This is a genomic window from Pandoraea eparura, from assembly GCF_902459725.1.
In the GTDB taxonomy this organism is placed as follows: domain Bacteria; phylum Pseudomonadota; class Gammaproteobacteria; order Burkholderiales; family Burkholderiaceae; genus Pandoraea; species Pandoraea eparura.
The window spans coordinates 123,452-146,615 of the sequence record NZ_CABPSH010000004.1 but is presented as its reverse complement, the minus strand read 5'-3'; the positions used below and the strand labels follow the sequence as shown (position 1 = coordinate 146,615).

25 protein-coding genes and 1 tRNA gene are annotated in these 23,164 nt (G+C 64.5%); 12 read left to right on the top strand and 14 right to left on the bottom strand.

The window, feature by feature from the left end; translation table 11 throughout:
• Window positions 1-297: 297 nt before the first annotated feature.
• The 5 genes from PEP31012_RS11335 to PEP31012_RS11320 form a co-directional block, all read right to left on the bottom strand.
• The gene (locus PEP31012_RS11335; protein WP_150589448.1) at window positions 298-579 is read right to left on the bottom strand and encodes a hypothetical protein; all 282 of its coding nucleotides are present in this window, start codon (window positions 577-579) and stop codon (window positions 298-300) included.
• 114 nt (window positions 580-693) lie between these two features.
• Complete coding sequence (locus PEP31012_RS11330; RefSeq protein WP_246171250.1) at window positions 694-1,626, bottom strand: DNA/RNA non-specific endonuclease; 933 nt, start codon at window positions 1,624-1,626, stop codon at window positions 694-696.
• A gap of 51 nt (window positions 1,627-1,677) precedes the next feature.
• Entirely contained in the window at window positions 1,678-1,839 is a 162-nt protein-coding gene (locus PEP31012_RS23640) for a hypothetical protein (RefSeq protein ID WP_174978203.1), read from the bottom strand.
• Between the two features lie 128 nt (window positions 1,840-1,967).
• The gene (locus tag PEP31012_RS11325; protein WP_150589447.1) at window positions 1,968-2,612 is read right to left on the bottom strand and encodes an FMN-binding negative transcriptional regulator; all 645 of its coding nucleotides are present in this window, start codon (window positions 2,610-2,612) and stop codon (window positions 1,968-1,970) included.
• Window positions 2,613-2,720: 108 nt separating this feature from the next.
• Window positions 2,721-4,343, bottom strand: coding sequence for a restriction endonuclease (locus PEP31012_RS11320; RefSeq protein WP_174978202.1), 1,623 nt, complete (start codon window positions 4,341-4,343; stop codon window positions 2,721-2,723).
• Window positions 4,344-4,738: 395 nt separating this feature from the next.
• On the opposite strand from PEP31012_RS11320, the gene PEP31012_RS11315 reads away from it, so the two are divergent.
• The 3 genes from PEP31012_RS11315 (at window position 4,739) to PEP31012_RS11305 (ending at window position 6,692) form a co-directional block, all read left to right on the top strand.
• Entirely contained in the window at window positions 4,739-5,425 is a 687-nt protein-coding gene (locus PEP31012_RS11315) for a phosphatase PAP2 family protein (protein ID WP_150589445.1), read from the top strand.
• 138 nt (window positions 5,426-5,563) lie between these two features.
• Window positions 5,564-6,094 (top strand): glycine cleavage system transcriptional repressor, encoded by a 531-nt coding sequence (locus PEP31012_RS11310; RefSeq protein ID WP_150589444.1) that lies wholly within the window; start codon window positions 5,564-5,566, stop codon window positions 6,092-6,094.
• Window positions 6,063-6,692, top strand: coding sequence for an SRPBCC family protein (locus PEP31012_RS11305; RefSeq protein ID WP_246171249.1), 630 nt, complete (start codon window positions 6,063-6,065; stop codon window positions 6,690-6,692). The genes PEP31012_RS11310 and PEP31012_RS11305 overlap by 32 nt, the downstream gene beginning before the upstream one ends.
• A 93-nt stretch (window positions 6,693-6,785) precedes the next feature.
• Here the strand turns inward: PEP31012_RS11305 and PEP31012_RS11300 are convergent, their stop codons facing one another.
• Both PEP31012_RS11300 and PEP31012_RS11295 read right to left on the bottom strand, forming a co-directional pair.
• Window positions 6,786-7,544, bottom strand: coding sequence for an IclR family transcriptional regulator (locus PEP31012_RS11300; RefSeq protein ID WP_150589443.1), 759 nt, complete (start codon window positions 7,542-7,544; stop codon window positions 6,786-6,788).
• Window positions 7,545-7,788: 244 nt separating this feature from the next.
• The gene (locus PEP31012_RS11295; protein WP_150589442.1) at window positions 7,789-8,697 is read right to left on the bottom strand and encodes an NAD(P)-dependent oxidoreductase; all 909 of its coding nucleotides are present in this window, start codon (window positions 8,695-8,697) and stop codon (window positions 7,789-7,791) included.
• Between the two features lie 289 nt (window positions 8,698-8,986).
• Between PEP31012_RS11295 and ybgC the strand changes: the two genes are divergently transcribed.
• The 9 genes from ybgC (at window position 8,987) to PEP31012_RS11250 (ending at window position 16,046) form a co-directional block, all read left to right on the top strand.
• The gene (gene ybgC, locus PEP31012_RS11290) at window positions 8,987-9,469 is read left to right on the top strand and encodes a tol-pal system-associated acyl-CoA thioesterase (protein WP_150589671.1); all 483 of its coding nucleotides are present in this window, start codon (window positions 8,987-8,989) and stop codon (window positions 9,467-9,469) included.
• A gap of 39 nt (window positions 9,470-9,508) precedes the next feature.
• Window positions 9,509-10,183: a protein TolQ gene (tolQ, locus tag PEP31012_RS11285; RefSeq protein WP_150589441.1), complete on the top strand. Its 675-nt coding sequence runs from the start codon at window positions 9,509-9,511 to the stop codon at window positions 10,181-10,183.
• 21 nt (window positions 10,184-10,204) lie between these two features.
• The gene (gene tolR / locus PEP31012_RS11280) at window positions 10,205-10,639 is read left to right on the top strand and encodes a protein TolR (protein WP_026132193.1); all 435 of its coding nucleotides are present in this window, start codon (window positions 10,205-10,207) and stop codon (window positions 10,637-10,639) included.
• Complete coding sequence (gene tolA / locus PEP31012_RS11275; protein ID WP_150589440.1) at window positions 10,636-11,685, top strand: cell envelope integrity protein TolA; 1,050 nt, start codon at window positions 10,636-10,638, stop codon at window positions 11,683-11,685. Before tolR ends, tolA begins: the two co-directional genes overlap by 4 nt.
• A 102-nt stretch (window positions 11,686-11,787) precedes the next feature.
• Window positions 11,788-13,080 (top strand): Tol-Pal system beta propeller repeat protein TolB, encoded by a 1,293-nt coding sequence (gene tolB / locus PEP31012_RS11270; RefSeq protein WP_150589439.1) that lies wholly within the window; start codon window positions 11,788-11,790, stop codon window positions 13,078-13,080.
• A gap of 30 nt (window positions 13,081-13,110) precedes the next feature.
• Window positions 13,111-13,608 (top strand): OmpA family protein, encoded by a 498-nt coding sequence (locus PEP31012_RS11265; protein WP_150589438.1) that lies wholly within the window; start codon window positions 13,111-13,113, stop codon window positions 13,606-13,608.
• 10 nt (window positions 13,609-13,618) lie between these two features.
• Window positions 13,619-14,362 (top strand): tol-pal system protein YbgF, encoded by a 744-nt coding sequence (gene ybgF, locus PEP31012_RS11260; protein ID WP_246171248.1) that lies wholly within the window; start codon window positions 13,619-13,621, stop codon window positions 14,360-14,362.
• A gap of 386 nt (window positions 14,363-14,748) precedes the next feature.
• Window positions 14,749-15,864: a YeeE/YedE family protein gene (locus PEP31012_RS11255; RefSeq protein WP_150589437.1), complete on the top strand. Its 1,116-nt coding sequence runs from the start codon at window positions 14,749-14,751 to the stop codon at window positions 15,862-15,864.
• Window positions 15,865-15,970: 106 nt separating this feature from the next.
• Window positions 15,971-16,046 (top strand) — tRNA-Lys (locus PEP31012_RS11250).
• 154 nt (window positions 16,047-16,200) lie between these two features.
• Here the strand turns inward: PEP31012_RS11250 and PEP31012_RS11245 are convergent.
• The 7 genes from PEP31012_RS11245 to PEP31012_RS11215 all read right to left on the bottom strand — a co-directional run bounded on the left by PEP31012_RS11245 (window position 16,201) and on the right by PEP31012_RS11215 (window position 23,147).
• The gene (locus PEP31012_RS11245; protein ID WP_150589436.1) at window positions 16,201-16,572 is read right to left on the bottom strand and encodes a single-stranded DNA-binding protein; all 372 of its coding nucleotides are present in this window, start codon (window positions 16,570-16,572) and stop codon (window positions 16,201-16,203) included.
• Between the two features lie 122 nt (window positions 16,573-16,694).
• Window positions 16,695-17,414 (bottom strand): isochorismatase family protein, encoded by a 720-nt coding sequence (locus tag PEP31012_RS11240; protein WP_150589435.1) that lies wholly within the window; start codon window positions 17,412-17,414, stop codon window positions 16,695-16,697.
• Window positions 17,415-17,488: 74 nt separating this feature from the next.
• A complete protein-coding gene (locus PEP31012_RS11235; RefSeq protein ID WP_150589434.1) occupies window positions 17,489-18,826 on the bottom strand; it encodes an MFS transporter in 1,338 nt (445 codons plus the stop codon).
• Between the two features lie 30 nt (window positions 18,827-18,856).
• Window positions 18,857-19,873 (bottom strand): hydroxymethylglutaryl-CoA lyase, encoded by a 1,017-nt coding sequence (locus tag PEP31012_RS11230; RefSeq protein ID WP_150589433.1) that lies wholly within the window; start codon window positions 19,871-19,873, stop codon window positions 18,857-18,859.
• Complete coding sequence (locus PEP31012_RS11225; RefSeq protein ID WP_150589432.1) at window positions 19,870-20,679, bottom strand: enoyl-CoA hydratase/isomerase family protein; 810 nt, start codon at window positions 20,677-20,679, stop codon at window positions 19,870-19,872. The genes PEP31012_RS11230 and PEP31012_RS11225 overlap by 4 nt, the downstream gene beginning before the upstream one ends.
• 54 nt (window positions 20,680-20,733) lie before the next feature.
• Window positions 20,734-21,939 carry a CaiB/BaiF CoA transferase family protein gene (locus PEP31012_RS11220; protein ID WP_150589431.1) on the bottom strand — a complete coding sequence of 402 codons (1,206 nt, stop codon included), beginning with the start codon at window positions 21,937-21,939 and terminating at the stop codon, window positions 20,734-20,736.
• Complete coding sequence (locus tag PEP31012_RS11215) at window positions 21,936-23,147, bottom strand: CaiB/BaiF CoA transferase family protein (RefSeq protein WP_150589430.1); 1,212 nt, start codon at window positions 23,145-23,147, stop codon at window positions 21,936-21,938. Before PEP31012_RS11215 ends, PEP31012_RS11220 begins: the two co-directional genes overlap by 4 nt.
• Window positions 23,148-23,164: the final 17 nt, after the last annotated feature.

The following is a 23,164-nucleotide window of genomic DNA, read 5'->3' as shown; positions in this document are numbered from 1 at the left end:
CCGTCAGCCCGACGCCATTCAGAATGAATGACAGGAGGTGTCAATGCGACAGAATGTCGCAGGTGCGACAAGTTGTCGCGCAACCCGCATGAATGCTGGAATTGGGTGTTTCGCCAAGTGCGACACGGCGAGTCGTGTCGCAGGTGCGGCAGCGGTGGCAGGCCGGACGACCAGGGGGATCGAGGCGACGTCAGACGGTCGGGCTCGTCCCATCATGCGGCGCAACATCGATTGTTCGGATAATCGACAAAGCTGGGGTAAATCCGGGGAGAGGGGGCGCCCGCTTCCCCGCCGGCGTCAAGATTCGAACGGATTTTTCACCTGTCGCGCCGTGGTGCCGTCCTGCGCGGCCGCCCGGGCTGGCAGATCGGCACGGGCCAGCGCCTCGACCACGGCGTCGAGCACCGCCTTGAGGGTCTGTGCCTGACGCAGTCCTTCGGCGTCGCGGCGAATCTCGAGATTGCCGAAGAGGGCAACGTGGTCCGTATGATTTTCGACGTTGAACTCGCCGAGCGTGAGCGCATCGGCATCGTTGGCAAACGGGGCAAACGGGGCATTGGCAGAAGACGAAGCAGACATCGGGGACTCCTGGAGCGAGGGAGAAAAACGGTCAGTTGCGGTCGGCCAATACGGCGACCATCGTTATCGCACGGCAACGCCTGCGGCGATCGGCCCTGCACGGTTGCGCCATGCCTAGCGAACGATCGTACGCAAGAAATCGAGCACCGTCTTCACCTCGCGATACGAGGGCATCTCCGGATCTCGCTTGCGTTTGCCGCCCGCCGCCTTGGGCGCGGGCAGGCGCATTGCCGTGCGCTTGATGTCCGACGCCATGCCGGGGAAGAAGTCAATGCCGGCGAGCGACTCGACTTCCGCCACGCTCACGACAGAATAGTCGCTCGTGGCCTCGTTCGCGACCAGGTAGGCGCCGGCCTGCTGGCGCTTTGGGTCGTAGACGATCTTGTAAAGCTGTGTAGGTACCATCACCCGATTGCCGACCTGCGTGATCGACTTGCCCTTGAAGAGTGGTCCCGTGATGACGAACACCTCCCCGCGATCCTGCGCGAGCTTGCGCACGCTCGACTCGATGCCCGCCCACAGATAGCGATTGTTCTCGCTGTTCTGCGGCACCATGTTCGACAACGAAAAGCTCTCCGACTGCGCTTGTGCGTCCGGCATATCGGCCGACGGCGCCATGTGTCCCCGGTCGTATCCCGAGCGCACGTAATCGCGAAGCTCGGCCCGCTCATCGACGGGAAGCCGCGATTCGGCGTGGAAATTGTTGACGCGCGAGATCTGACGCGCGTCGCGCAATCCCGCACGGGTGAGGTGCTCGGCGGACCAGAGTGGCGTGCGTGTCACACCCGAATGCATCACACCGAACGCGCTGAAGCAGACTTCGCGCGCGTCGCGCGACATGGCAGCTTGGGTGATGTCGGGGGCGGTGCCGCCCCAATAGTGATCGCCGCAGGCCGAGGCGGCGGCAAACGAATCGCCGGGGAAGGCCATGACGAACGTCACGGCCACTGCGCAGGAAAGGGTGGCCGGAGCGGCGGCCAACTGCCCGGTCATCGCGCGCAAACGGCTTGCGCGCACTGCGGTGACCGTCCATCGAGACTGCTTCATCGTACGGCTAGAGGTAAGACGTCAGGGGGTGCGATTGTAGCGGAGGAGCGCCTATTCGGGGACGACACTGCCCGCACCATAGGCGGCGCATTGCAGGGTCTGGGTGGGGCCGAGGTTATCGCACTCGTCGGCTTGTGCACTCGGCAGCAGCCAGTCCTGCGCCAGGAACAGCACACAGAGCGCCAGCGCGAGCACAAGGAGCAGTGTCTTCATTGCGGCATCCGAGTCGGGTTGCCGCATTGTATGCGGGGACGCCACCGCGCAACCTGTCCCGCGTGCCCGGAAATTGTTTCCTTCCGTTACGACGCAGCGGATCGTACCGTCGCCCCCATCCCGCAGCATCAGCGGCCGGGCACCTCGCCGCGCAGTGCAATGAGCGCCGCGAGCGGCTCGTTCATCGCGCCCTCCGCACGCAGGCCATCGACCACACCGACGCGATCGGGCATCGCGCGATTTTGCGACATCTTGAATTTGCCCTCGATACGGCGAATCGGAATTTCCACGCCGACGATGGCGCGCAGCATGCCGTCGATGAAATCGGCCGGCGCATCTTCCACCGCCCACGGCGCGGCACGCCGTTGCTCCTGCGACTGCGTGAGATCGCCGACGAGCCGCCGCAGCCACGAGGCATCGTCGATCACGCGCGGCTTCCCCCAGACGTGCACGGCAGCGTAGTTCCAAGTCGGCACGACTTTGCCGTGTTCCGCCTTGGCGGCATACCATGAGGGCGTGATGTACCCCTGCGGCCCCGTAAAGGCGACGAGGCAATCGCCGACATCGCGCAGCGCCGAACCGTGCGGATTGGCCCGCGCCAGATGCCCGCGCAAGGTGCCGAACTCGCCTTCGTCGGGGTACATCAGGAACGGAATCGAATCGGCGATCAGTCCCTGCGAACCGGCACTGACAAGCAGGCCAAGCGGTTGGGTGCGAATAAGTTCGTGCAAGACGTCAGGGCGATCCTCGGCAAAGGCGGCGGGCTGGTACATCGACGACTCCGGACAGAAACGACGGAAAGGGAATGACGCCTAGCGTACGTCTCGCGCGGCCCTTGGCAAAGACCCAAAACCGATCATTTTTTTGATACCACGGTGCCGTCAGAACATCGCGGCGGAGGTGGCGGGCGCCTCCGGCACCACAACGCTGGCATCGACACCCGCGTTCTCTTTGAGCAGGAAGATCAGGTGATGGCCAGCGAGCAGCTCGATGCGGCGATCGCGCGCAAACTCCTCGACCCCATCGTCGAACGCCCCCGTCGTGATCAGCATGCCGCGGGCGGCGCCGATCTTCTGCATCTCGGCGAGCAAGGTGCGGGCGGCGGCGACCTCCAGCCGCGCGTCCTTGTGCATTTCCCGATACACGTGCACGACGACGTCGCCCCCGAAAATCGGATGCGGATCCCAGGCGCGACAGGTCAGCATGCCTGCCGGCTCGCCGGGCAGCAGCGGCGGCCCCTCGAAACCGTGCGAGCGCAGCAGGTGGAACATCACCTGCGTGAAGTCCTTGTCGGTAAGCGTCATCAGATTGAAGCGACGATCGACGGCGACATCGGCGTCGGTGACGACCTTTGTCATATCGACGCCCGCCACCGGGACGACCGCCTCCAACGCTTCGGGACACGCCGACACGCGCGCACCGAGCGCCGCCAGATGCGCCGCCGGATCGCCGTCGGCCAAGGTGAGCGCCGCGAAGTCGGCACGCGTCACGTGAACGCTCGCCAGACAAACGCGGCTCTCACCATCGCTCGCGTACGCATTGAAAACGATGGCGTTCACCTGACGCAGCGGATCGGCCGAGAACAATTCGTGCAGCGAACGGAGCACGATCTGGCGCAGTGCGTTCGCGTACACCTTCGCGCGCACGGCCTCGCTGGCAGGTACGCCCTGCACGAGCCCCTGCGCGGGGTGATAGTGGTAGTCGAACGCGACGGGCACGGCGGCGTCGAGCGTCGGCACGTCATAGCCGATGGCCAGCAGCTTGCGGTTCTCGACGTAGTGCGCCGCGAGCGTCTGCGCGAACGCTTGCGGGTAAGGGCTGCGGCTGAGCACGATGCGCGCATAGCCCGTGATGGCGGCCGCCTCGCCGCGCAACAGCGCCCCTTCGAAGTCGGCCACGGCCGCGTTGTGACGTGCGCTCTCGGCCCGCGCCGCTTCCGTGGCCTTTTGCTGCGCGATCTGGAGAATCATCGAGCCTTGCGCCCGACGTATTTTCGACGCCTCGTGCTCACGTTCCGCGTGGACGAACTCGCCACGCGCCTTGGCGACGGCTTGCTCGTAACGCCCCGACGCGCCCGGCATGGCCAGCGCGAGCCGGCCCGGCTTCTCGGGCGCGAAGGCTTCCCATTCTGGCTTGGGCAAAATCTTCGGGAGATGCCGGGTGTCGAGCACCGGCGGCGTGCTGCTCGCGCGCAGGTCTGCCGGTGGAATGCGCAGATCGCGCGCAAGACCGTCGGCAAGCAAGCGCTCCAGCCGCGCGACCTCGAGTTTGGCCTTGGCGCCCTGCGCGGCCGCTTCCGCCTGACGCCACGCCACGTGCTTGCGCTCACGCGCGGCAGCGTCGGCGTCCGGCGCGGCTTCCGCGGCACGCTGTGCCTGATCCACGGCGCGAACTTCCGCCAGCGAACGCGCCTGCATTTGCGCATGCTGTTGCTCGCGCAAGTGCGCGGCGCGCCAGAACTCTCGCGCCAGACGATCGATGATGCTCTCGAATCCCCGGTTCACTACTGCCCCCGCAAGCGATATAGGTTTTTCTTTTATCAAGCGAACTACACCATCCAAAACAGCTGTTCCTTCGTTCGACGTCGGCCCGGAAACCGCCCGCCGCGCCTTGTGACATTGGGCTCGCACCCGACTTTTACGTAGGGGACGATTGTAGGACGATGGCCGCTCGCCAAGCAAAAAATCTTTCGTTTCCTTGCCGGGCGAGCATGTCATGCGCGCAACACGCGCCCTGATCGTCATCAAATCGCCATGACGACATCGACGCCTCCCGTCCGCGGAAAACGTTGCCCCCCCGTTGTCATCAATGACGGCTACCATGACGCGGTTTCCCCGATGGTCGATTCCGCTGGGATTCCCTTGGATCCGCCCGCCCCCTTCTCTACCCATGTCGCGTCATGAACGAGCCAGCGTCTGCCTCCGCCGCCCCTGCCACCGCCCTTGGCCTGCGCAATGCATGGCTGAGCGCGTTCGCGTGCCTGTTGCTGGCGTTGGTCGCCATTCCGTGGATCGACCGGCCGGTGGTGGACCTCGTGCATGTGCATACGCAAGGTACGCGGTGGATTCAGCACGTTGCGGAGTTGCCCTCACCGCTGTTTGCGCTGGCGTGGCCGACGTTTGGGATCGTTGGCGCCGCGTTCGTCTGGCGCCGAGACCTTCCGGCGTGGGCGGCGACACTGTGGCTCGCAGCCGGTGCGGTGGGCGTCGGCAGCGTATTCAAGCAAGGCCTGAAGTTCGCTTTCGGGCGGACATGGCCGGCCACGTGGATTCACGACAATCCGTCGTATCTGCGCGACGGCGTGTTCCAGTTCCGGCTGTTCGGCGGTGATGGTGCCGCTTACGCGTCGTTTCCCTCGGGGCACCTCACCGTCATGCTGGCGTTTGCGACCGTGCTCGCGCTGCGACACCGCGCCTTGCGCTGGCCGTGCGCCGTTGCGATTGCGCTGACGGGCTTCGGCCAGCTCGCCGCCGCCTATCACTGGACAAGCGACGCCCTCGCCGGTGCCGCGCTCGGCATCGCGGTCGGCACCACGTTTGTCTGGGCTTGGCAACGCTGGGCGATCCGGCGCGTGGTTGCGGTGTAGAGGGATGGGCGAGCATGCCGTAGCGGCGTACCGCGCGATTGCACTACACTGGAACCTGCTGCGCGCAACGCCTCCCATCGGAAATCGAGCGCGCTGCCTGCGCCGCCTCTTGCCCCCTCAGTTTCGACGGAGCCTGTGATGACGACGTCCCTGATTCTCAATGTGATTGGCCCGGATCGCCCGGGTCTGGTCAATGCGATCGCCGATCGCGCGAGCGCCTGCGGCGCCAACTGGCTGGAAAGCCGCCTGGCCAATCTGGCCGGCCAGTTCGCCGGCATCATCCATCTGCAAGTCCCCGACGAACACGCCGACGTGCTCACGCAAGCCCTGCAGGCGCTGGAGACCCAAGGCCTGCGCATCGCCGTCACGCGCGCCCAGAGCGCCGCCGCCGACCCGGCAGCCCGCACGCTTCAGCTAGATCTGGTCGGGCAGGATCATCCGGGAATCGTCAAGGAAATCTCGCACGTGCTCTTCTCGCGCGGCATCAGCATCGACGAACTCGCCACGGAATGTGTCGAAGGATCGATGTCCGGCGGCACGCTGTTTCATGCGACGGCCCGGCTTCATGTCCCCGCGAGCGTCAGCACGGAATCGCTGCGCGAGACCCTGGAAAGCCTGGCCGATGACCTGATGGTCGATGTCGAACTCGATTCGCCTTCCGGTGCGTGAGCGCGCGCCGATGAAGCGGGTCTTCCTGTTCATCCTCGGGGCGGCCGCTGTCGTCGCCCTGCTCTCGCTGCTGCCCCTGCCCTTCGAGCGTCAGACTCACATCGTGAACACGGTCACGCTGCGTGCACCGCCGCAAGCCGTCTACGCATTTGTCACTACCCCGGCCAACTGGCCGAAGTGGCATCCGGCGTCGCTCGCCGTGCAGGGTGCGACCGATCACTCGCTCGCCGTGGGGGAAAAAGTCGCCGAGGAATTTCGCCTCGCCGGACGTCACGGCATCGTCCACTGGAAGGTCGTCGAGGCGAAGCCTCCCTTCGAATGGCGTATCGAGGGCGAAATGAACCGGCGCCCGTCGGGCGAAGTCCGATACACACTCACGCCCGACGGCACGGGCACGCGCTTCGAGCGCGACGTCACCTATCGCACGCCGAATCTGCTGTTCCTGATGCTCGACCCGATCTTCATCGGACCACGCATGCGCGCCGACTCGGCGCAAGCTACGAAGCAACTCGAACACCTCTTCGAGACCGCGACGGCCGACATCCCCGCGCCAGCGTCGATGTCGTCAGTCGCCACGCGTCCTGCCAATGCCCAATAGCGGCGGGTGGCAAGGTGTCGCGATGTCTTGGTGTCGTGGTGTCAAGGTGACGCTGCGCCGCGGCATCCTAGTGTCTAAGCGCCGGGCTTGCCCTTACTCGTTGAACGTGGCCGCCATCGCCTCGGCGGCGGCCTGAAGCTCCGGCAAGAACGTCATGAGCGCGTCGAGCGTGCGGCGCTGCGCGCTCGCCTGCACCGCGATGGCAGCGCAAGCACGATTGCGGTCGAGCATCACGGGCACAGCCACGGCGATCATGCCCGGCACATGCTCTTCGTTATTGGTGCCGACCCGGCGCTTGCGCGTCTCGCCCAACTCCTCGCGCAAGTCCTCGAGATCGGTGATGGTGTTCTCCGCACGCGGTCGCAGCGGCAGATGGGCGATCAACTTCTCGCGACGCGCGCGCGGCAGGAACGCCAGCAGCAGCTTGCCGCTCGCCGTGCAGTGCAACGGCACACGCGAGCCCGGCGCGAGCTTGAGCTGCCGCGACCAATCCGTCTCCACACGATCGAGGTAGACCAGGTCGTCCCCCGAGAGCATCGACAGATTGCAGGTCTCGCCCAACTTGTCGACCAGTTGCTGAAGGATGGCGTGGCGCGCGGCCGCAGGCCCGACGTGCATCAGCGCATTGACGGCCATCGCGCGCACCCGCGACGACGGCTCGTAATGCCGGCTGCCAGCTTCGCGCGATACGAGAAACGCCGCTTCGAGCTGCTTGAGAATGCGATGCACCGTCTGCTTGGGCAGACTGATGGCGGCGACGATCTCCGCCAAGGTCATTGGCGTGCCTGACGCACTGAGAATTTCGAGAATGCGAAATGCGCGGACGGCCGCGGCGTTCGACTGATTGCTCATGTCGGTACTGGGGTCTCGGGGTCGAGTTGTGTTCTGGATCGTTATCGCTCGCGGCGGTCTCCCTGCTGCTCAACGTCGACACGCCACCGCCCCAGCCCGCTCCCAAGCTGCCACGCCGCCATGCCGTCGCACCGCGACGTCCCGTTTTCCGCATTCTAGTGCCAATCGGCACCCGCTGACGATTGGAGACAAACCCGCAGATATGCCAAATACCGGATATCGGCCAGAAGCCCGCGGGTGCCACTCAAGCCTTGCCCGACAGCACGCGCAACCGATGAATCAGGCTGGAGGTGTCCCAGCGCGACCCGCCCAGCGCCTGTACGTCCCCGTAGAACTGGTCGACGAGCGCCGTGACCGGCAGTGAAACACCGTTGCGCTGCGCTTCGGCCAGGCAGAGACCCAGATCCTTGCGCATCCAGTCCACCGCGAAGCCGAAATCGAACTTGCCGTCGATCATCGTCTGGCCGCGATTGTCCATCTGCCAGCTCGCCGCCGCCCCTTTGTTGATGACGTCGAGCACGAGCGGCATGTCCAGCCCGGCGCACTGGCCGAAGTTGATCGCCTCGGACAACCCCTGCACCAGCCCGGCGATGCATATCTGGTTGACCATCTTGGCAATCTGTCCCGCACCGGCCTCGCCAACACGCGTGACGGCACGGCCGTAGGCACCCAGCGTCGGCGCAGCCCGGTCGAACGCCGGGACGTCGCCGCCGCACATGATCGTCAGCGCGCCATTCCTGGCACCGGCTTCGCCCCCCGAAACGGGAGCGTCGACGAAGTGCAGCCCCTTCGCGCGCGCGGCCGCATAGAGTTCACGCGCCACGTCGGCCGAGGCCGTCGTGTGATCGACAAAAACGGCATCTGCCTTCATGCCGGAGAAGGCGCCCTGCTCGCCGAGCACGATGCTGCGCAGGTCGTCATCGTTGCCCACGCAGGCGGCCACGATATCGGCATCACGCACCGCTTCGGCCGGGGTGGCGGCGGCCGCGCCACCATATTCCTTGGCCCATTGCTGCGCCTTGGCGGTCGTACGGTTATAGACCGTGACCTGATGACCGGCGCGTTGCAAATGACCGGCCATGGGATAACCCATCACACCCAGGCCGAGAAACGCGACACGCACGGAGGTTGCTTGCGATGAAGGGGAAGTCAATTCGAGGGCCTCGCAGGTTGATTCGCTAGGAGGGACCCCAGGGACGCGTGATGCAGGGGGGCGCCGATGGGGATCCAGTCTGAAATTCAGGGGGCTTGCGAGCCATCATTATAGAGACGGGCGGCGCCCGGACGCCAGCGCAATCCCCCGCCACACGGGGGATTCGTACAAATTCGCCCTAGTTTGGTGCGGCGCCGAACGCCAAGTAATTCCTCGTAAACAGGAGGCCATCGCTCCGGTTTGAAAAATTGTGTTTCCGTGGCTGGCGTTGGTGCCGGGTTCCGATACAATGCGCGGCATGGCTGATTTTGATACTTGTTGGTCAATTCGCGTTTACTACGAGGACACGGACGCCGGTGGCGTCGTCTTCTACGCCAACTATCTGAAATTCTTTGAACGGGCCCGCACCGAGTGGCTCCGTTCGCTCGGTATCGAGCAACTCGCGCTGGCCGGCGATACCGGCATGATTTTCATCGTTCGCGCCACCGCGCTGGACTATCTGGCGCCCGCCCGGCTGGACGATCGGCTCACTATCAAGAGCCGCATCGAGCGCCTTGGCGGCGCCTCTGTCGATTTTCACCAGGAAGCCTGGCGAGACGCGCCGGACGGCAGCAGCGAACTGTTGGTGCGCGGCAGCATCAAAATCGGCTGTGTGGCGGCCGACACCCTGCGCCCGGGCAAGATTCCCAAGCACGTGCGCCTCGCCATGCAATCGGCCGCCAAGGTGGTCAACGCCGCAGCGGGCGAGCCCGCCCGTCCGGCAGCCGCCTGAAGCCAACGACAAGAACTCCGGTCAGTCAATAACCACACCATGCCCGATCAAGACCTTTCCATTATTTCGCTGGTCATGCATGCCAGCGTGCTCGCCCAGGCCGTCATGGGCCTGCTGCTGGTACTTTCGCTGCTCTCGTGGACACACATCTTCCGCAAGATCTTCGCGATTCGCCGCGCCCGCACCCAGACCGAGCGCTTCGAGCGCGATTTCTGGTCGGGTGGCGATCTCCAGGCGCTCTATCAAAGCGCCCTGAACAACCGCCATCAGACGGGCGCGCTCGAACGTATCTTCGAATCGGGCATGCGCGAATACATCAAGGCGAGCGAGAAAGGTCTGCACGATCCGAATGCCATTCTGGACGGCGCGCGCCGCGCCATGCGCGCTTGCTACCAACGTGAAATGGACTCGCTCGAAGCCAATCTGCCGTTCCTCGCATCGGTCGGTTCCGTGAGCCCGTACATTGGTCTGTTCGGTACCGTGTGGGGTATCATGAACGCTTTCCGCGGCCTGTCGAACGTGCAACAAGCCACGCTCGCCAATGTGGCGCCGGGCATCGCGGAAGCACTGGTGGCCACGGCCATCGGCCTGTTCGCCGCTATCCCTGCCGTGGTTGCCTACAACCGCTTCGCCAACGATATCGACCGGCTTTCGATCCGCTTCGAAAGCTTCGTCGAAGAGTTCTCCAACATCCTGCAACGGCAGATTCACTAAGCACTCCGGGAGCGCCGAGACATGGCAGGTTCTATGCGCAACGCTCGCCGCGGCCGTCGCGCCATGGCGGATATCAACGTCGTACCGTATATCGACGTGATGCTGGTGCTGCTCGTCATTTTCATGGTGGCCGCACCGCTGGTCGCGCCGTCGATCGTCAATCTGCCGAGCGTCGCCAACGCGAGCCCGCAGCAACAGACGCCGCCCGTGGTCGTCAATATCGAAGCCGACAACCGGATGCTGGTGCGCTACAAGGACGGCGAGAACACCATCGAGCAGCGCATGGGCGCCGCCGATCTGACCGGTTTCCTTCAAGGACGTCAGGCCGCCAATCCGGATCAGCCGGTCGTCATCGCCGCCGACAAGTCGGTGCGCTATGAAATCGTCATGAACGTGATGTCCGATCTCAAGGCCCAGGGCGTCAAGCGCGTGGGTCTGCTCGTCAAGCAGAAATGAGCCGCACCGCAGCCCGCCCCGACCGCCCTAACCGCCCCATCGGCCCGCGCAACGATGAGCGCGGCACGGGACGGGCATTTCTGCTTGCGCTGTTCATGCACGCGCTGCTGTTCGCGCTGCTCTTCTACGGTATGCGCTGGCAGAACAGCTCACCCGCCGGCTCCGAGGCCGAGCTGTGGACGCCGTCCGAAGTCGCGGAACCGACATCGCCCGTGGTGACGCCACCGCCGACGCCCGCACCGCCCGCCGTGGCCGCGCCGACGCCGCCGGCCGAGGACGCCGACATCGCCCTCCAGCAGAAAAAGCGCAAACAGGAACAGCAAGCCGCCGAGCAGGCGCGCCTGCTCGAGGCGCAGCAGGAGAAGGCGCGCCAGGAAGCCCTCAAACAGAAGCAACTTGCCGAGCAGCAGGCGGCAGCCGAAATCGCCCGCAAGAAGGCAGCGGCCGAAGCCGCTCAGCAGCAGAAACTCGCCGATCAGAAGAAGGCTGACGAGTTGAAGCGCCAGAAGGATGAAGCCGCGAAGAAGGCCGAACAGTTGAAGCAGCAGCAACTGGCCGACGCGCAGAAGAAAGCCGACGCCGAGAAGAAGGCTGAGCAGGACAAGGCGGCCAAGGCCAAGGCCGCGAAGGAAGCGGCGGCGCAAAAGGCGGCCGACGCGGCACGCGCGCAGCGTCTGGCAGCGTTGCGCGGGATGGCCGGCGGCACGGCGGGTGCGACCGGCAACGGCCTGGGCTCGCAGGCGGGCGGCACGGGCGCGGGGAGCGGTGGTACCGGTGAGGCTGGCTATGCTGAACGCGTGCGTGCCAAGGTCATGCCAAATATTGCCTATGCCGGCGATACGACGGGCAATCCGCAGGCCATCGTCGCCGTGCGCATTGCGCCGGACGGCAGCATCCTGTCGATGCAGTTGACGAAGTCGAGCGGCAATCCGGCGTGGGACGCCGCAGCCATGGCCGCCATCAAGAAATCAGACCCCTTGCCGCGCGGTGTCGGCGGCAAAGCCCCGCCCCCGACGCTCGACATCCACCTCCGGCCAAAGGGCTGAGGAATGTTGTCAAACGGGAACGAAAACCGAGCGATGCAAGTCCATTTTCATCAAGATATGGTAAAAATGGCGGCTGCACCGCGTAACTGACTAATCGAACGCATGCGAATTTCCAGTCAATATGCATGGCGTGCGCTGGTAGCCACCTGGCTCACTGCGGCGTGCACGATCGCCCATGCGCAGACCCCGCTCACCGTCGAGATCAATGGCGTGGGCACCAACCGTTATCCGATCGCCGTGTCCAACTTCAAGGGCACCGCGCCGACAGACATCGTATCCGTCGTCAAGGCCGACCTGAGCAACAGCGGGCGCTTCAATCAGATCGATACGGGCGGCGCCGCGGTCGGCGTGGACGATTCGGTCGATCTCGGCACGTGGCGCGCCAAGGGGGCGAATGCGTTCGTCTCGGGCACGATCGTGCCGGCAGGCAACGGCAACTTCCAGGTCAGCTTCCGTCTGTACGATGCCGTGAACGGTCAGCCGCTTGGCGGCCTGGCGCTCACCTCGTCCGCGGCGAACCTGCGTCTGACGGCGCACAAGATTGCCGACTATATCTACCAGAAGTTGCTGGGCGATCGCGGTGTGTTTGCCACGCGTCTGTCCTATGTCCTGCACAGCGGCAACCACTACCAGTTGCAGATTTCGGATTCGGACGGTCAGGATGCGCGCGTCGCGCTCAACAGCCGCGAGCCGATCATCTCGCCGGCGTGGTCGCCGGATGGCACGAAGGTCGCCTACGTCTCGTTCGAGAAGCGCAAGCCGGTCGTGTACATCCACGATCTGCCGACGGGTCGTCGTGCCGTGCTGGCCAACGAGAAGGGCAATAACTCGGCGCCCGCGTGGGCGCCGGACGGCAGCAAGCTCGCCGTGGCCCTCTCGCGCGACGGCAACACGCAGATCTACCAGGTCAACGCCAATGGCGGCGGCCTCAAGCGTCTGTCGCGCAGCGGCGCGATCGACACCGAACCGCAGTATTCCCCGGACGGCAAATGGATCTACTTCACGAGCGATCGTGGCGGTGGTCCGCAAATCTACAAAATGCCGGCCGGTGGCGAAGTGGCAGGCGCTGCGCAGCGCGTGACCTTCAAGGGGAGTTACAACGTCAGTCCGCGAATCAGTCCCGATGGCAAGTTGCTCGCGTTCATTGCGCGTCAAGGCGGCGGATTCAAACTGTGCGTGCAGGATATGAGTACTGGCGATGTTACGGCGCTGACCGACACCAGCCACGACGAGTCACCGAGTTTTGCCGCGAACGGCAAGTACATTCTTTATGCAACGCAATCCGGGGGCCGCAAGGTTCTCGCGGCAGTCTCGGTGGACGGGCAAACCCGGCAGATTCTTCAGGTTCGGGGAGGGGAAGTTCGCGAACCCTCCTGGGGCCCTTTCATGCAATAACGTCAACAGCAACATCAATTGGAGGCTCAAATGAGTTCCCTGCTTCGTAACATCCTCGCCATCTCTTCGCTGGCCGCGCTGGCCGCTTGCTCGTCGGGCGTGAAGCTCGACGACCAGGCTAACGCCAACAAGGGTCAAGCCACGGACGCCCGTGCTGTCGCCCCCGTCGACGCTTCGGCTGACGAACTGAACAACCCGAACGGCCCGCTCGCCAAGCGCAGCGTGTACTTCGGCTTCGACCAGTACAGCGTCGATGCCCAGTACACCCCGATGCTCCAGGCGCACGCCGCCTTCCTGAACAAGTACTCGCAGCGTCACGTGCTGGTGCAGGGCAATACTGACCCGCGCGGCACGAGCGAGTACAACCTGGCCCTGGGCCAGAAGCGTGCTGAGGCCGTCGTGAAGGCCATGTCGGCCCTGGGCGCCAACACCAGCCAGATGGAAGCCGTTTCGCTGGGCAAGGAAAAGGCCACGGGTACGGACGAGGCCAGCTGGGCCCAGGACCGTCGCGCCGATCTGGCTTATTGATTGAATCGTCATGACGTCTCGTTTGCTTAAAAACATGATCTGCGCGGTGACGCTCGGCACTGCGGTGCTGAGTCCGCTGGCGCATGCCGGATTGTTCGATGACGACGAGGCGCGCAAAGCGATTCTCGATATCCGCAGCCGTCTGGATTCAGACAAGCAGCGGATCGAGGGGCTCACGCGCAACGTACTGGATTTGAACAATCAGATTCAGCAGTTGCAGCGTGATCTGGCCGACCAGCGCGGTCAGAACGAGGATCTGAAAAACCAGCTTGCGAACCTGCAACAGAGTCAAAAGGATTTCTACAACGACCTCGATGGTCGATTGAAGAAATTCGAACCGCAGCAGATGACCGTCGGCGGCGTGACCGGCACCGTCCAACCGGGCGAGAAAGACATCTTTGATGCCGCACTGACGAAATTCCGCAATGGTGACTACAAGGGTGCGCAGACGGCGTTTCGAACCTTCGCGGCCAAGTATCCCGACAGCCCGTATCAACCTGAAGCGCAGTTCTGGCTTGGCAATGCGCAGTACGCCAACAAGGATCTGAAGGGGTCGACTGCGACGCTGCAGGGAATCGTGACGAAGTATCCGACGAGCCCGAAGGCCGCCGAGGCGATGCTGGCGATTGCCAGCAACCAGGCAGAATCCGGGCAGGTGACGGCAGCGAAGAAAACGTTGCACGATTTGATGGCCAAGTACCCGGACAGCGAATCGGCAGCGGAGGCCAAGAAGCGTGCGGCCAAGCTGAAGTAAGCGGTCTCACGGGAGTCTGCGCGAACCAGCCCTCCGTGCAACCTGACGCGTCAAACGCATAACGCCGCCTTTGGGCGGCGTTGTCGTTTCCGGCGCTGGCACGCACCTGGCACTTTCCGGGCTTTCCGCACTTTCCGTGGGCTACTGAGCTTTCCGGAGACCGGGCGCGACCTCAAGTAGAATACGGGCTTTGCAAGCGTTCGAAGCGCGGTGTCTCAGGGGATGTGTACGGACCCAAAACGGTCCGCAGCGCATGACGACCGCACTCGCGATGTGATCGCGCACCGACTGCGCGGCACCTCCGATAACCACAAAGCTGGCTGCGCCCCGTGGCTCGCGACAATGAATCGAACGGCCGGGCACGGCCGCCATCGCCTTCTCGCCTCATGACCGACGTCGATCTCACTGCCCTCTCCCACACCGTGGTGTGGTTCACCTTTGCGCTGGCCTTCGTGTTTGGCGCTGTGCTGCAGCGCACGCATTTCTGCACGATGGGCGCACTGTCCGACATCGTGAACATCGGGGATTGGAACCGCATGCGCATGTGGTTGCTTGCCATCGGGGTCGCGACCATCGGCACCGGGGTACTGGCGTCGCAGGGCATCATCGATCCGGTCAAGGCGATTTACACGACGCCGCGCTTTACCTGGCTGTCGTATCTCGTTGGCGGCTGGCTGTTCGGTTTCGGCATGGTGCTGGCATCTGGTTGCGGCAGCAAGACGCTGGTGCGCATTGGCGGCGGCAATCTGAAGTCGCTGCTGGTTTTCGTGATGATCGGGTTGTCGGCCTACATGACGCTCAAGGGCGTGTTCGCGGTACTCCGTGTGACGGCCATCGATAGCGTGCAAACGACGTTTGCGACATCGCAGGATCTGCCGACGTTGTTGGGCGGCCTGTTCGGTGGCGACGTGCATCGCGCGCAGCTCGTGCTCGGGTTGGGGGTCGGCGGTGCGTTCGTGATTGCGGCGCTCGCACGACGCGAATTCTGGACGTTCGACAATCTGCTGGGCGGCCTCGTCGTGGGCGCGATCATCGTGGCACTGTGGTACGTCTCGGGCAAGCTCGGTTACGTGGCGGAGAATCCGAATACGCTGGAGGAGAGTTTCGTCGCCACGAATTCCGGAAAGATGGAAGCGCTGTCGTTCGTCTCGCCGCTGGCTTATACGATGTATTGGCTGATGATGTGGAGCGACACGAGCAACGTCATCACGTTGGGTATTGCGAGCGTGTTGGGCGTGATTGCCGGGTCGTTCGTCTACGCGCTGGTGTCGCGCAATTTCCGTTGGGAAGGTTTTCAGGGCACGGAGGACACCGCGAATCACATGGCGGGTGGCGTGCTGATGGGCTTCGGTGGCGTAACGGCGCTGGGCTGTACGGTGGGGCAAGGATTGTCGGGCGTGTCGACGCTGGCGCTGGGGTCGTTCGTTGCGACGGCGGCGATTCTCGTGGGCGGCGTCTGCGCGTTCAAGTACCAGATGTGGCGCATTGAGCGCAGCGTTTGAGCGTAATGCGCGCGCATATGCGGGCAATGGCGCTGAAACGGACCTATCGACGCCACGCAGTTCTTGACACTATGGCGATGGCGTCGCTATAATCTTTTTCTTCGTTGGGTCGTTAGCTCAGTTGGTAGAGCAGCGGACTTTTAATCCGTTGGTCGCAGGTTCGAGTCCCGCACGGCCTACCAAACGAATTCGAGGGGTTACAGGCGTTTCGCTTGTAACCCCTTTCTCTTTTGCGGCGTCATGGAACCGCCTTGCAGGCGGATTGCGTCACGATGAGGCGCTGACGCAACCGGCGTCACGCGCTCGCCTACCACGACGCCCCGCCCCGCATCTCCTTCAGCGATCGTCGTCCCCGAGCGGGTCGCCACTCGTCGGTGCAGCCTCTCGTTGGACGGCTTGCCGTTTGCGGTTGACGTCATAGGCAGTCAGCACCGCATGCGCCACCATGTCTAGCGCCGGGCGCGCCTCGCCGTTCTTGTCAGTCCATACCTTCGGCGTGAGCGCGCCAGACAGAGAAACGGAATCCCCGTCATCCAGCGCCAATAGCACGGCCCGCGCATCGTCAGTAAACGCAATCACGTTCACGAACAAGGACTCACCATCGGCCCCAGCGGCGAGAACCTTCGCCGTGACATACGCCGTGCCGCCTTGCCCTTGGCGCTCAGCGGGCTTTCCGTAAACCTTGCCACCAATCAGGCCATCAATCATCTTTCACCTCGTTATCACAGGCGACTGCCGCCCACGCTTCAATTAACCCCACGAACGTCGAACCATACCCGTTCCACAGGTCGGTGTGTTGGATATTCGTGAAGCCGGCGCAGGCAAAGCACCTACCTTGAATCCGCCTCCACCGAAGCGCTCCGAGCGTCCGCAGCGCCCACGTCGAGCAGCGCCAGCAATTCGTCGGATGTGCGTACGTCCGCAAACCACAGCACCATGTTGCACAGCGTCCCGTTGTGCTCGTCGTCGGTACGGGCCGCATTCGCGTCGGCGACAAAGTGGACCTTGTAGTCGAGCATCATCGCGTCGCGCGCGGTCGATTCGCAGCAGACATTCGTCACGGTGCCGGTCACGATCACCGTGTCGATGCCGCGAGCGGCAAGGCGTTGATGCAGATCCGACGAGCCCTGAATGAACGCGCTGAACCGCGTCTTGTCGACGATCTCGTCCGCATCGCAAACGTCGAGCGACGAGTACAACGCATGGCCGGCGTGCCCGTCGACCAGCGTCTCGCCGAGACTGGCCGCCCAGCTCGCGCCGAACTCGTCGAAGCGCTGCCAAGGCGCTTCGCCAGGCACGACCTGCGTGTGACGAATCCAGTACACATGACCGCCCGCCTGGCGCAGCGCGCTCGCGAGGCGATTCACGTTCGGCACGATCTCGCGCGCCATCGGCAACTCGCCGGGAAAACCCGGCGCGACGAAGCCGTTCTGCAGGTCGATGACGAGTAGCGCGGTCTTCGACGCATCAAGGGTCGGATAGACGTGCCGCCGGCCGCGCCGCGCCACGGCGCGATCAACGACGGATTGTGGAATTTCAATGTGATGCATGGCTGGAACTCAGGAAACGTTGCAAATCACTCACTGCGCCGTGCCAGCCGGACTGCGCCGGCACGGCCACTGCCCTACTGGTGCGCGGCCCCCTCGCTGCCGCCCGACCTTTGGAAGGAGAAGAAGATCGCGATGGCCGCCACGAACAACAGGCTGGCAATCGCGTCGAGTCCGCCCGCGACACTACCGGTCAGCGTCTTCGACGCATTGATGATCATCGGGCTCGCGAACGAACCCAACTGGCCGATCGAGCTGACCAGCGCCACGCCGACGGCCGCCGTGCTTATGCGGAAGTGCTGACTCGTCAGCGCCCAGAACACAGGGTAGCCCGACAGATTGCCGACCAACACGAGCGAGAGCGCCACCAGCAGCATTGGAAGATTATGCGCCGTCAGGCCAGCCAGAACGAATCCCAGGCCCGTAAGCGCAAGCAGCCCCGCGCAGAAGCGTCGCCGCTCCGCCAGAAAGTCCGAGCCAATGCCGAACAGCAGCATGCCGACACCTCCTGCCGCATACGGTATCGCGGTCAACATGCCGACGAATACCGACGACGTGTTGTGGGACGCCTCGCGCAGAATCTGCGGCATCCAGATACCGATACCGATGACCGACGCGTTCAGCGCCGAGTAGCCGAGGATCAGCACGTAGATGCGCCAGTCCGTCAACAACGTGCGCCACACCCCATGATCGTGGGAGGCCGCCGGTACGTTCGAGTGCGCCAGATCGCCCTCGATCTGTGCAATCTCGCTCGGCGTGAGCCAGCGATGGGCATCGCGCGGCCGATCGGTGAGATATTTCAGCACGACGGCGCCGAGCACCACAGACGGAATCGCCTCCAGCAGGAACATCCATTGCCAGCCGTGCCACCCGTTCGCGCCATCGAGCGTCTGCATGATGAGCCCCGACAGCGGGGCGCCGAAGAAGCCGGCGAAAGCGACCGGCAACATGAACAACGCCACGATCTTCGCGCGCCGCTGCGGGGGAAACCAGTACGTCAGATACAGCACGACGCCAGGAAAGAAGCCCGCTTCCGCCGAGCCCAGCAAAAAGCGCAAGACATAGAACTGTTCGGGTGTGCGCACGAACATCGTGGCCGCCGAAATCAGCCCCCACAAGACCATGATGCGCGCGAGCGTCTTGCGCGTACCGACACGCTCCAGATACATGTTGCTGGGCACTTCAAACAGCAAATAGCCGATGAAAAATACGCTCGCCCCAAAGCTGAACGCGGTACCGGAAAATGCGAGGTCGGTACGGATCGCCGCCTGCGCGAAGCCGATGTTGATACGGTCGAGATAGGCCGCGATATAGCACAGGAACAGCAGCGGAATGATCCGCCACGTCACCTTGCGATAGATCGCGTCCGCGCCGCTAGCCGGCGCCCGCCCGACCAAGTGTGTGTCTGCCTGCATGGTTGTCTCCGTTGTTGTAGTGTTGCCCTGTTACCCGTTGATGCCGCGGACGCTCGGGTCCGGCGAGCCCGGGGCGTCCAGCGGTTGCATGCACGCGCCGAGCAGCGGATTGAGCCCCGAGCGTGTGACGCGGCCGTTGAGCTGTCGGTCCAGCGCAGCCTCGCAACGCGCCGCCAGGTCGAGCAGCAGTGCGAGATCAATGCCCGTCTCAACCCCCATCGTCTCGAACAGATTGACGAGGTCTTCGGTGCATACGTTGCCGGTATAGCCGCCGCCGTAGCGCACCTTCGCGGGATGTCCGCCCACACCGCCAAACGACGCGTCGAAGTAGCGCACACCAGCCTCGTACGCCGCCACGCAATTGGCCAGCGCCGTGCCTCGCGTGTCATGGAAGTGAGCGATCAGCGTCACTTCGGGAAACTGTCGCGCAATACGTGCGGTCAGTGACGAGACGCTCGCGGGCGTCGCCATGCCGGTGGTATCGCCGAGCGTGACCCACTTGACGCCGCGTACGAGGAACGACTCGATTGCGTGGATGACCGTGGCCTCTTCCACCCGCCCTTCGAACGGGCAACCGAACGCGACCGAGACGGTGCCGATCACGCGGAACGCCGAGCCGGCCCGTTCAACCATCGCGTCGATGTTTTGCCACTGCTCGGCGCGGGTGCGTTTCAGGTTCTTCAGCGAATGCGACTCCGACGCCGACACGAGCACGCTGATTTCATTCGCGCCAATGCCGGCTTCGCTATCGAGGAGCGCCCGCTCCACCGCACGCACGTTGGCACAGGTCGCCTTGTAGAACACACTGGGCCGGCGCGGCAACAGGCGCAGCACCTCGCTCGCGTCGGCAAACTGCGGCACGATCGCCGGGTTCGAGTACGAAGTCGCCTCGACGCGCATGAAGCCCGCACCGGCAAACGCGTCGATCAATTCGGCCTTGTGGGCGGCCGGCAGGATCGTGGTCTCGTGTTGCAGCCCATCGCGCGCGAAGCATTCGCAGATCACCACGTCGGGCGACGGGGGCGCGTTGCGTTCAATCGAGATCATGCGGCCTCCGTTGCCGTTTGCGCCGCGTCGGACGCCGCGCGCCCACGCGAAAATCCGCGCATCAGGATATTGGTGTCGCGCCCGGCAAGCAGCCCCTGCTCCAGCGACAGCTCGCTCACGCGATACAGCAGGCGCTTGGTCGCCGCCATCGCTTCGGGACGATGGGCGGCAAGTGCCTCGGCCAGTTGCAGCGCGTAGGGCAATACCTCCGCGCCCGGCACGCTGGCCGTGGCGATGCCAAGACCCAGCGCACCGGCGCCGTCGAGCGTCTGGCCGGTCGCGACCAACCGAAACGCGACTTTCTGCCCGACCTGGTGCACCAGATTGGCCATGACGATCGCCGCGACAATGCCGTGCCTGAGTTCCGGATAGCCGAAGCGCATATCGTCGGCGGCGACCATCAGGTCGCAGGCAAGCGCGAGTCCCGCGCCGCCGCCCAGCGCAAAGCCGCGAACAGCCGACACGATCGGCTTGCTCACCTGCGTGAATGCGCGGTGCAGCGCGCAGGTCAACTCGGCGCGTTCGCGCGCGAAGGCGGTCTCGTCGCCCGACAGCGCCGCGAATTCGCCGGTATCCGCCCCAGCGCAGAACGACCGGCCCGCGCCAGTCAGCACGATCGCGCGGCATTCACTGTCATGCTGCGCCGCGTTGAGCGCGGCGAGTAGCGCGCGCGTCAGCGTGTGATTCAACGCGTTGTGCCGCTCCGGACGATTCATCGTCAGCACGCGCACGGGGCCGTGATTGTCGACGAGCAACGCGTCGGCGTGTCGCCCGGCGTCTGAAGGGTTTTGCTGCGGTGTCTCCATACTTCACTCCATTGCTTCCAGATCATTGTTCGCACACGCCGCTCGGTAGCGCCGTCATGCCCAGCCACTACCGGTCTGCGCTTCGATCACGACACCTGTCGTCAGTAGCGCATCGACCTCGCTATCCGACCATCCGAATTCGACCAGCACGGCCCGGCTGTGCTCGCCCTGTCTCGGCACCGGTCCGATCTCGCCGCCAGCCAGTCCCGGCACGCCCGCGAACGGCAATCCGGGCGCGTCGCCGAGCACCAGATCGCGAAACACACCGGCGTGCTCGACCTGCGGATCGGTGACGAAATCACCGTAGTCATTCACGGCGGCGCACAGCACGTCATGGGCGTGCAGGCGTTCGAGCCAGTCGTCGCTGTCGCGCTCGCGCAGCACTTGCGCGATGGCCGCATTGATCTCGACACGCTGTGCGAGCCGCTTCGCATTGGTGGACCACGCCTCACGCGATCCCCATTCGGGGTGCCCGAGCGCATGCGCTAGGCGGACGAACATCTCGTTGCGCAGCGCCACGACGTTGATGAAACCGTCGCGCGTGCGGAACGTGCCCGAGGGCACCGTCGCCGGCAAGCGCTCACGGCCCGCACTCATGAAGTGGTCGAGAATCGGGATCGTCTGCAGCGCCGCCGTCACTTCGAGCAACGACAGCTCGACGTGCTCGCCCCGGCCGGTCGCGCGCCGACCGATCAGCGCCGCGCCCACACTTTGTGCGGCGTACACGCCGCACACCGCGTCGACGATCATCATGCCGATGCGGCGCGGCACGCCCTCGCCATCACGGTTCATCGCCATCATTCCGCCCAGCGCCTGCAGCACCGAATCGGAGCCCGCCTTGTCGCGGTACGGCCCGCTGGGCCCAAAGCCCGTAATCGACAAATGAATCAGTGCGGCATTGAGCTTCGATGCGGTTGGGTAGCCGAGCCCGAGGGTGTCCATCACGCCAGGGCGAAAGCTGTCGATCAGCACGTCGGTCCGCTGGATCATTCGATGCAGCACCGCGCGTCCCTGGGCACGCGTCGCATCGATACATAGCGCACGCTTGCCGGCATTCGCGCCGATGCTGATCGCGGTCAGGCCGTTCGCGCCGTCGCCCATCAGACGGCCCCAGTCGCCGGCCGGCGGTTCCACCTTGACGACATCTGCGCCCTGCCGTGCGAGCAATGCGCCGCACGATGGCCCGGCGATGCCCTGGCTCAAGTCGAGCACGCGAATCCCTTCATACGGCAGACGAGTCCGCTTCGTCGTGGTGCTCATGGCGCGACCTCCTCGCGTGCGAGCCTCAGCACGCCATCGCCGGCCAGCGCGTCGATGCGTTCGTCGGCGTAGCCAAGCTCCTGCAACACCTCACGTGTGTGCTCGGCAAAACGCGGCGGACGCCGCTGGATCCGAGCCGGCGTGCGCGAGAGCTTCACCGGAACCCCGACGCCTTCGTAATCGTCTACCGCGACACGCATCTGGCGATGCGCCGTGTGCGCATCGCAAAGCGCTGCACCGACGTCGCGCACGGCGCCCGCGGGAACGCCTGCGCGTGTGAGACGGCGACATAGCGCGTCACCCTCGACGCTGCGCAGGCGCTCGGCGATCATCTGGCGCAGCAGGTCGCGATGTGTCATCCGCGCCCCGTTCGAGCAGAAGCGCGGATCGTCGACCCATTCCGGATGCCCGACGTGCTGCGCAAAGATCGCGAACTGCCGGTCGTTTCCCACGCCGAGGAACACCTCAACCGTCGCCGTCTGGAACTTGTCGTACGGCACGATGTTCGGATGGCCATTGCCGAGCAGCGGCGGCACACGGCCCGACATAAACCAGTTGGCGGCAGGCGGATGCAGCAGCGACAGCGCAACGTCGTACAACGCGATATCGACGAACTGACCTCGGCCCGAGCGCGTGCGCTCCAGCAGGGCGAGCAGAATGCCATTCACGCTGGCCTGCCCCGACGCGAGATCGACAATCGGCACGCCGATGCGGGTCGCACCACTCTGCGGGTCGCCATTGATGCTCATCAGCCCGGACATCGCCTGAATGACCGCGTCGTACCCGGGCAAGCCCCCGAGCGGGCCATCGGCACCGAAGCCGCTGATGCGGCAATGCACAAGCCGCGGGAACCGGCTGGCGAGCGTGTCCTGGTAGCCCAGGCCCCAGCGCTCCAACGTACCCACCTTGAAGTTCTCGACGAGCACGTCCGCCTGTTCGAGCAGATCGAGCAGCACCTCGCGTGCGTCGGGTTGATTCAGATCGAGCACGATGCCGCGCTTGTTGCGATTGACGCCCATGTAATACGAGGCCGCACCGTCGCGAAACGGCGGCCCCCACAGCCGGGTGTCGTCGCCGGCAGGCGACTCGACCTTGATGACCTCTGCCCCATGATCGGCCAGCGTCTGCGCGCAGGCCGGGCCGGCCAGCACGCGCGATAGATCGACGACCCTGATGCCGGCGAGGGCACCGCTTCCGGTATTCGACATGTCAAGCGTTCCTGATT

Coding starts and splice junctions, on each gene's coding strand:
- PEP31012_RS11235 (WP_150589434.1), bottom strand. CDS start 18,826: ATGCAGGCAGACACACACTTGGTCGGGCGGGCGCCGGCTAGCGGCGCG.
- tolA (WP_150589440.1), top strand. CDS start 10,636: ATGAGCCGCACCGCAGCCCGCCCCGACCGCCCTAACCGCCCCATCGGC.
- PEP31012_RS11300 (WP_150589443.1), bottom strand. CDS start 7,544: ATGAGCAATCAGTCGAACGCCGCGGCCGTCCGCGCATTTCGCATTCTC.
- PEP31012_RS11220 (WP_150589431.1), bottom strand. CDS start 21,939: ATGAGCACCACGACGAAGCGGACTCGTCTGCCGTATGAAGGGATTCGC.
- PEP31012_RS11255 (WP_150589437.1), top strand. CDS start 14,749: ATGACCGACGTCGATCTCACTGCCCTCTCCCACACCGTGGTGTGGTTC.
- PEP31012_RS11245 (WP_150589436.1), bottom strand. CDS start 16,572: ATGATTGATGGCCTGATTGGTGGCAAGGTTTACGGAAAGCCCGCTGAG.
- PEP31012_RS23640 (WP_174978203.1), bottom strand. CDS start 1,839: ATGAAGACACTGCTCCTTGTGCTCGCGCTGGCGCTCTGTGTGCTGTTC.
- ybgF (WP_246171248.1), top strand. CDS start 13,619: ATGACGTCTCGTTTGCTTAAAAACATGATCTGCGCGGTGACGCTCGGC.
- PEP31012_RS11330 (WP_246171250.1), bottom strand. CDS start 1,626: ATGAAGCAGTCTCGATGGACGGTCACCGCAGTGCGCGCAAGCCGTTTG.
- PEP31012_RS11230 (WP_150589433.1), bottom strand. CDS start 19,873: ATGATCTCGATTGAACGCAACGCGCCCCCGTCGCCCGACGTGGTGATC.
- PEP31012_RS11305 (WP_246171249.1), top strand. CDS start 6,063: ATGTCGAACTCGATTCGCCTTCCGGTGCGTGAGCGCGCGCCGATGAAG.
- tolB (WP_150589439.1), top strand. CDS start 11,788: ATGCGAATTTCCAGTCAATATGCATGGCGTGCGCTGGTAGCCACCTGG.
- tolR (WP_026132193.1), top strand. CDS start 10,205: ATGGCAGGTTCTATGCGCAACGCTCGCCGCGGCCGTCGCGCCATGGCG.
- PEP31012_RS11265 (WP_150589438.1), top strand. CDS start 13,111: ATGAGTTCCCTGCTTCGTAACATCCTCGCCATCTCTTCGCTGGCCGCG.
- PEP31012_RS11335 (WP_150589448.1), bottom strand. CDS start 579: ATGTCTGCTTCGTCTTCTGCCAATGCCCCGTTTGCCCCGTTTGCCAAC.
- PEP31012_RS11215 (WP_150589430.1), bottom strand. CDS start 23,147: ATGTCGAATACCGGAAGCGGTGCCCTCGCCGGCATCAGGGTCGTCGAT.
- PEP31012_RS11325 (WP_150589447.1), bottom strand. CDS start 2,612: ATGTACCAGCCCGCCGCCTTTGCCGAGGATCGCCCTGACGTCTTGCAC.
- PEP31012_RS11315 (WP_150589445.1), top strand. CDS start 4,739: ATGAACGAGCCAGCGTCTGCCTCCGCCGCCCCTGCCACCGCCCTTGGC.
- PEP31012_RS11240 (WP_150589435.1), bottom strand. CDS start 17,414: ATGCATCACATTGAAATTCCACAATCCGTCGTTGATCGCGCCGTGGCG.
- PEP31012_RS11310 (WP_150589444.1), top strand. CDS start 5,564: ATGACGACGTCCCTGATTCTCAATGTGATTGGCCCGGATCGCCCGGGT.
- ybgC (WP_150589671.1), top strand. CDS start 8,987: ATGCGCGGCATGGCTGATTTTGATACTTGTTGGTCAATTCGCGTTTAC.
- tolQ (WP_150589441.1), top strand. CDS start 9,509: ATGCCCGATCAAGACCTTTCCATTATTTCGCTGGTCATGCATGCCAGC.
- PEP31012_RS11225 (WP_150589432.1), bottom strand. CDS start 20,679: ATGGAGACACCGCAGCAAAACCCTTCAGACGCCGGGCGACACGCCGAC.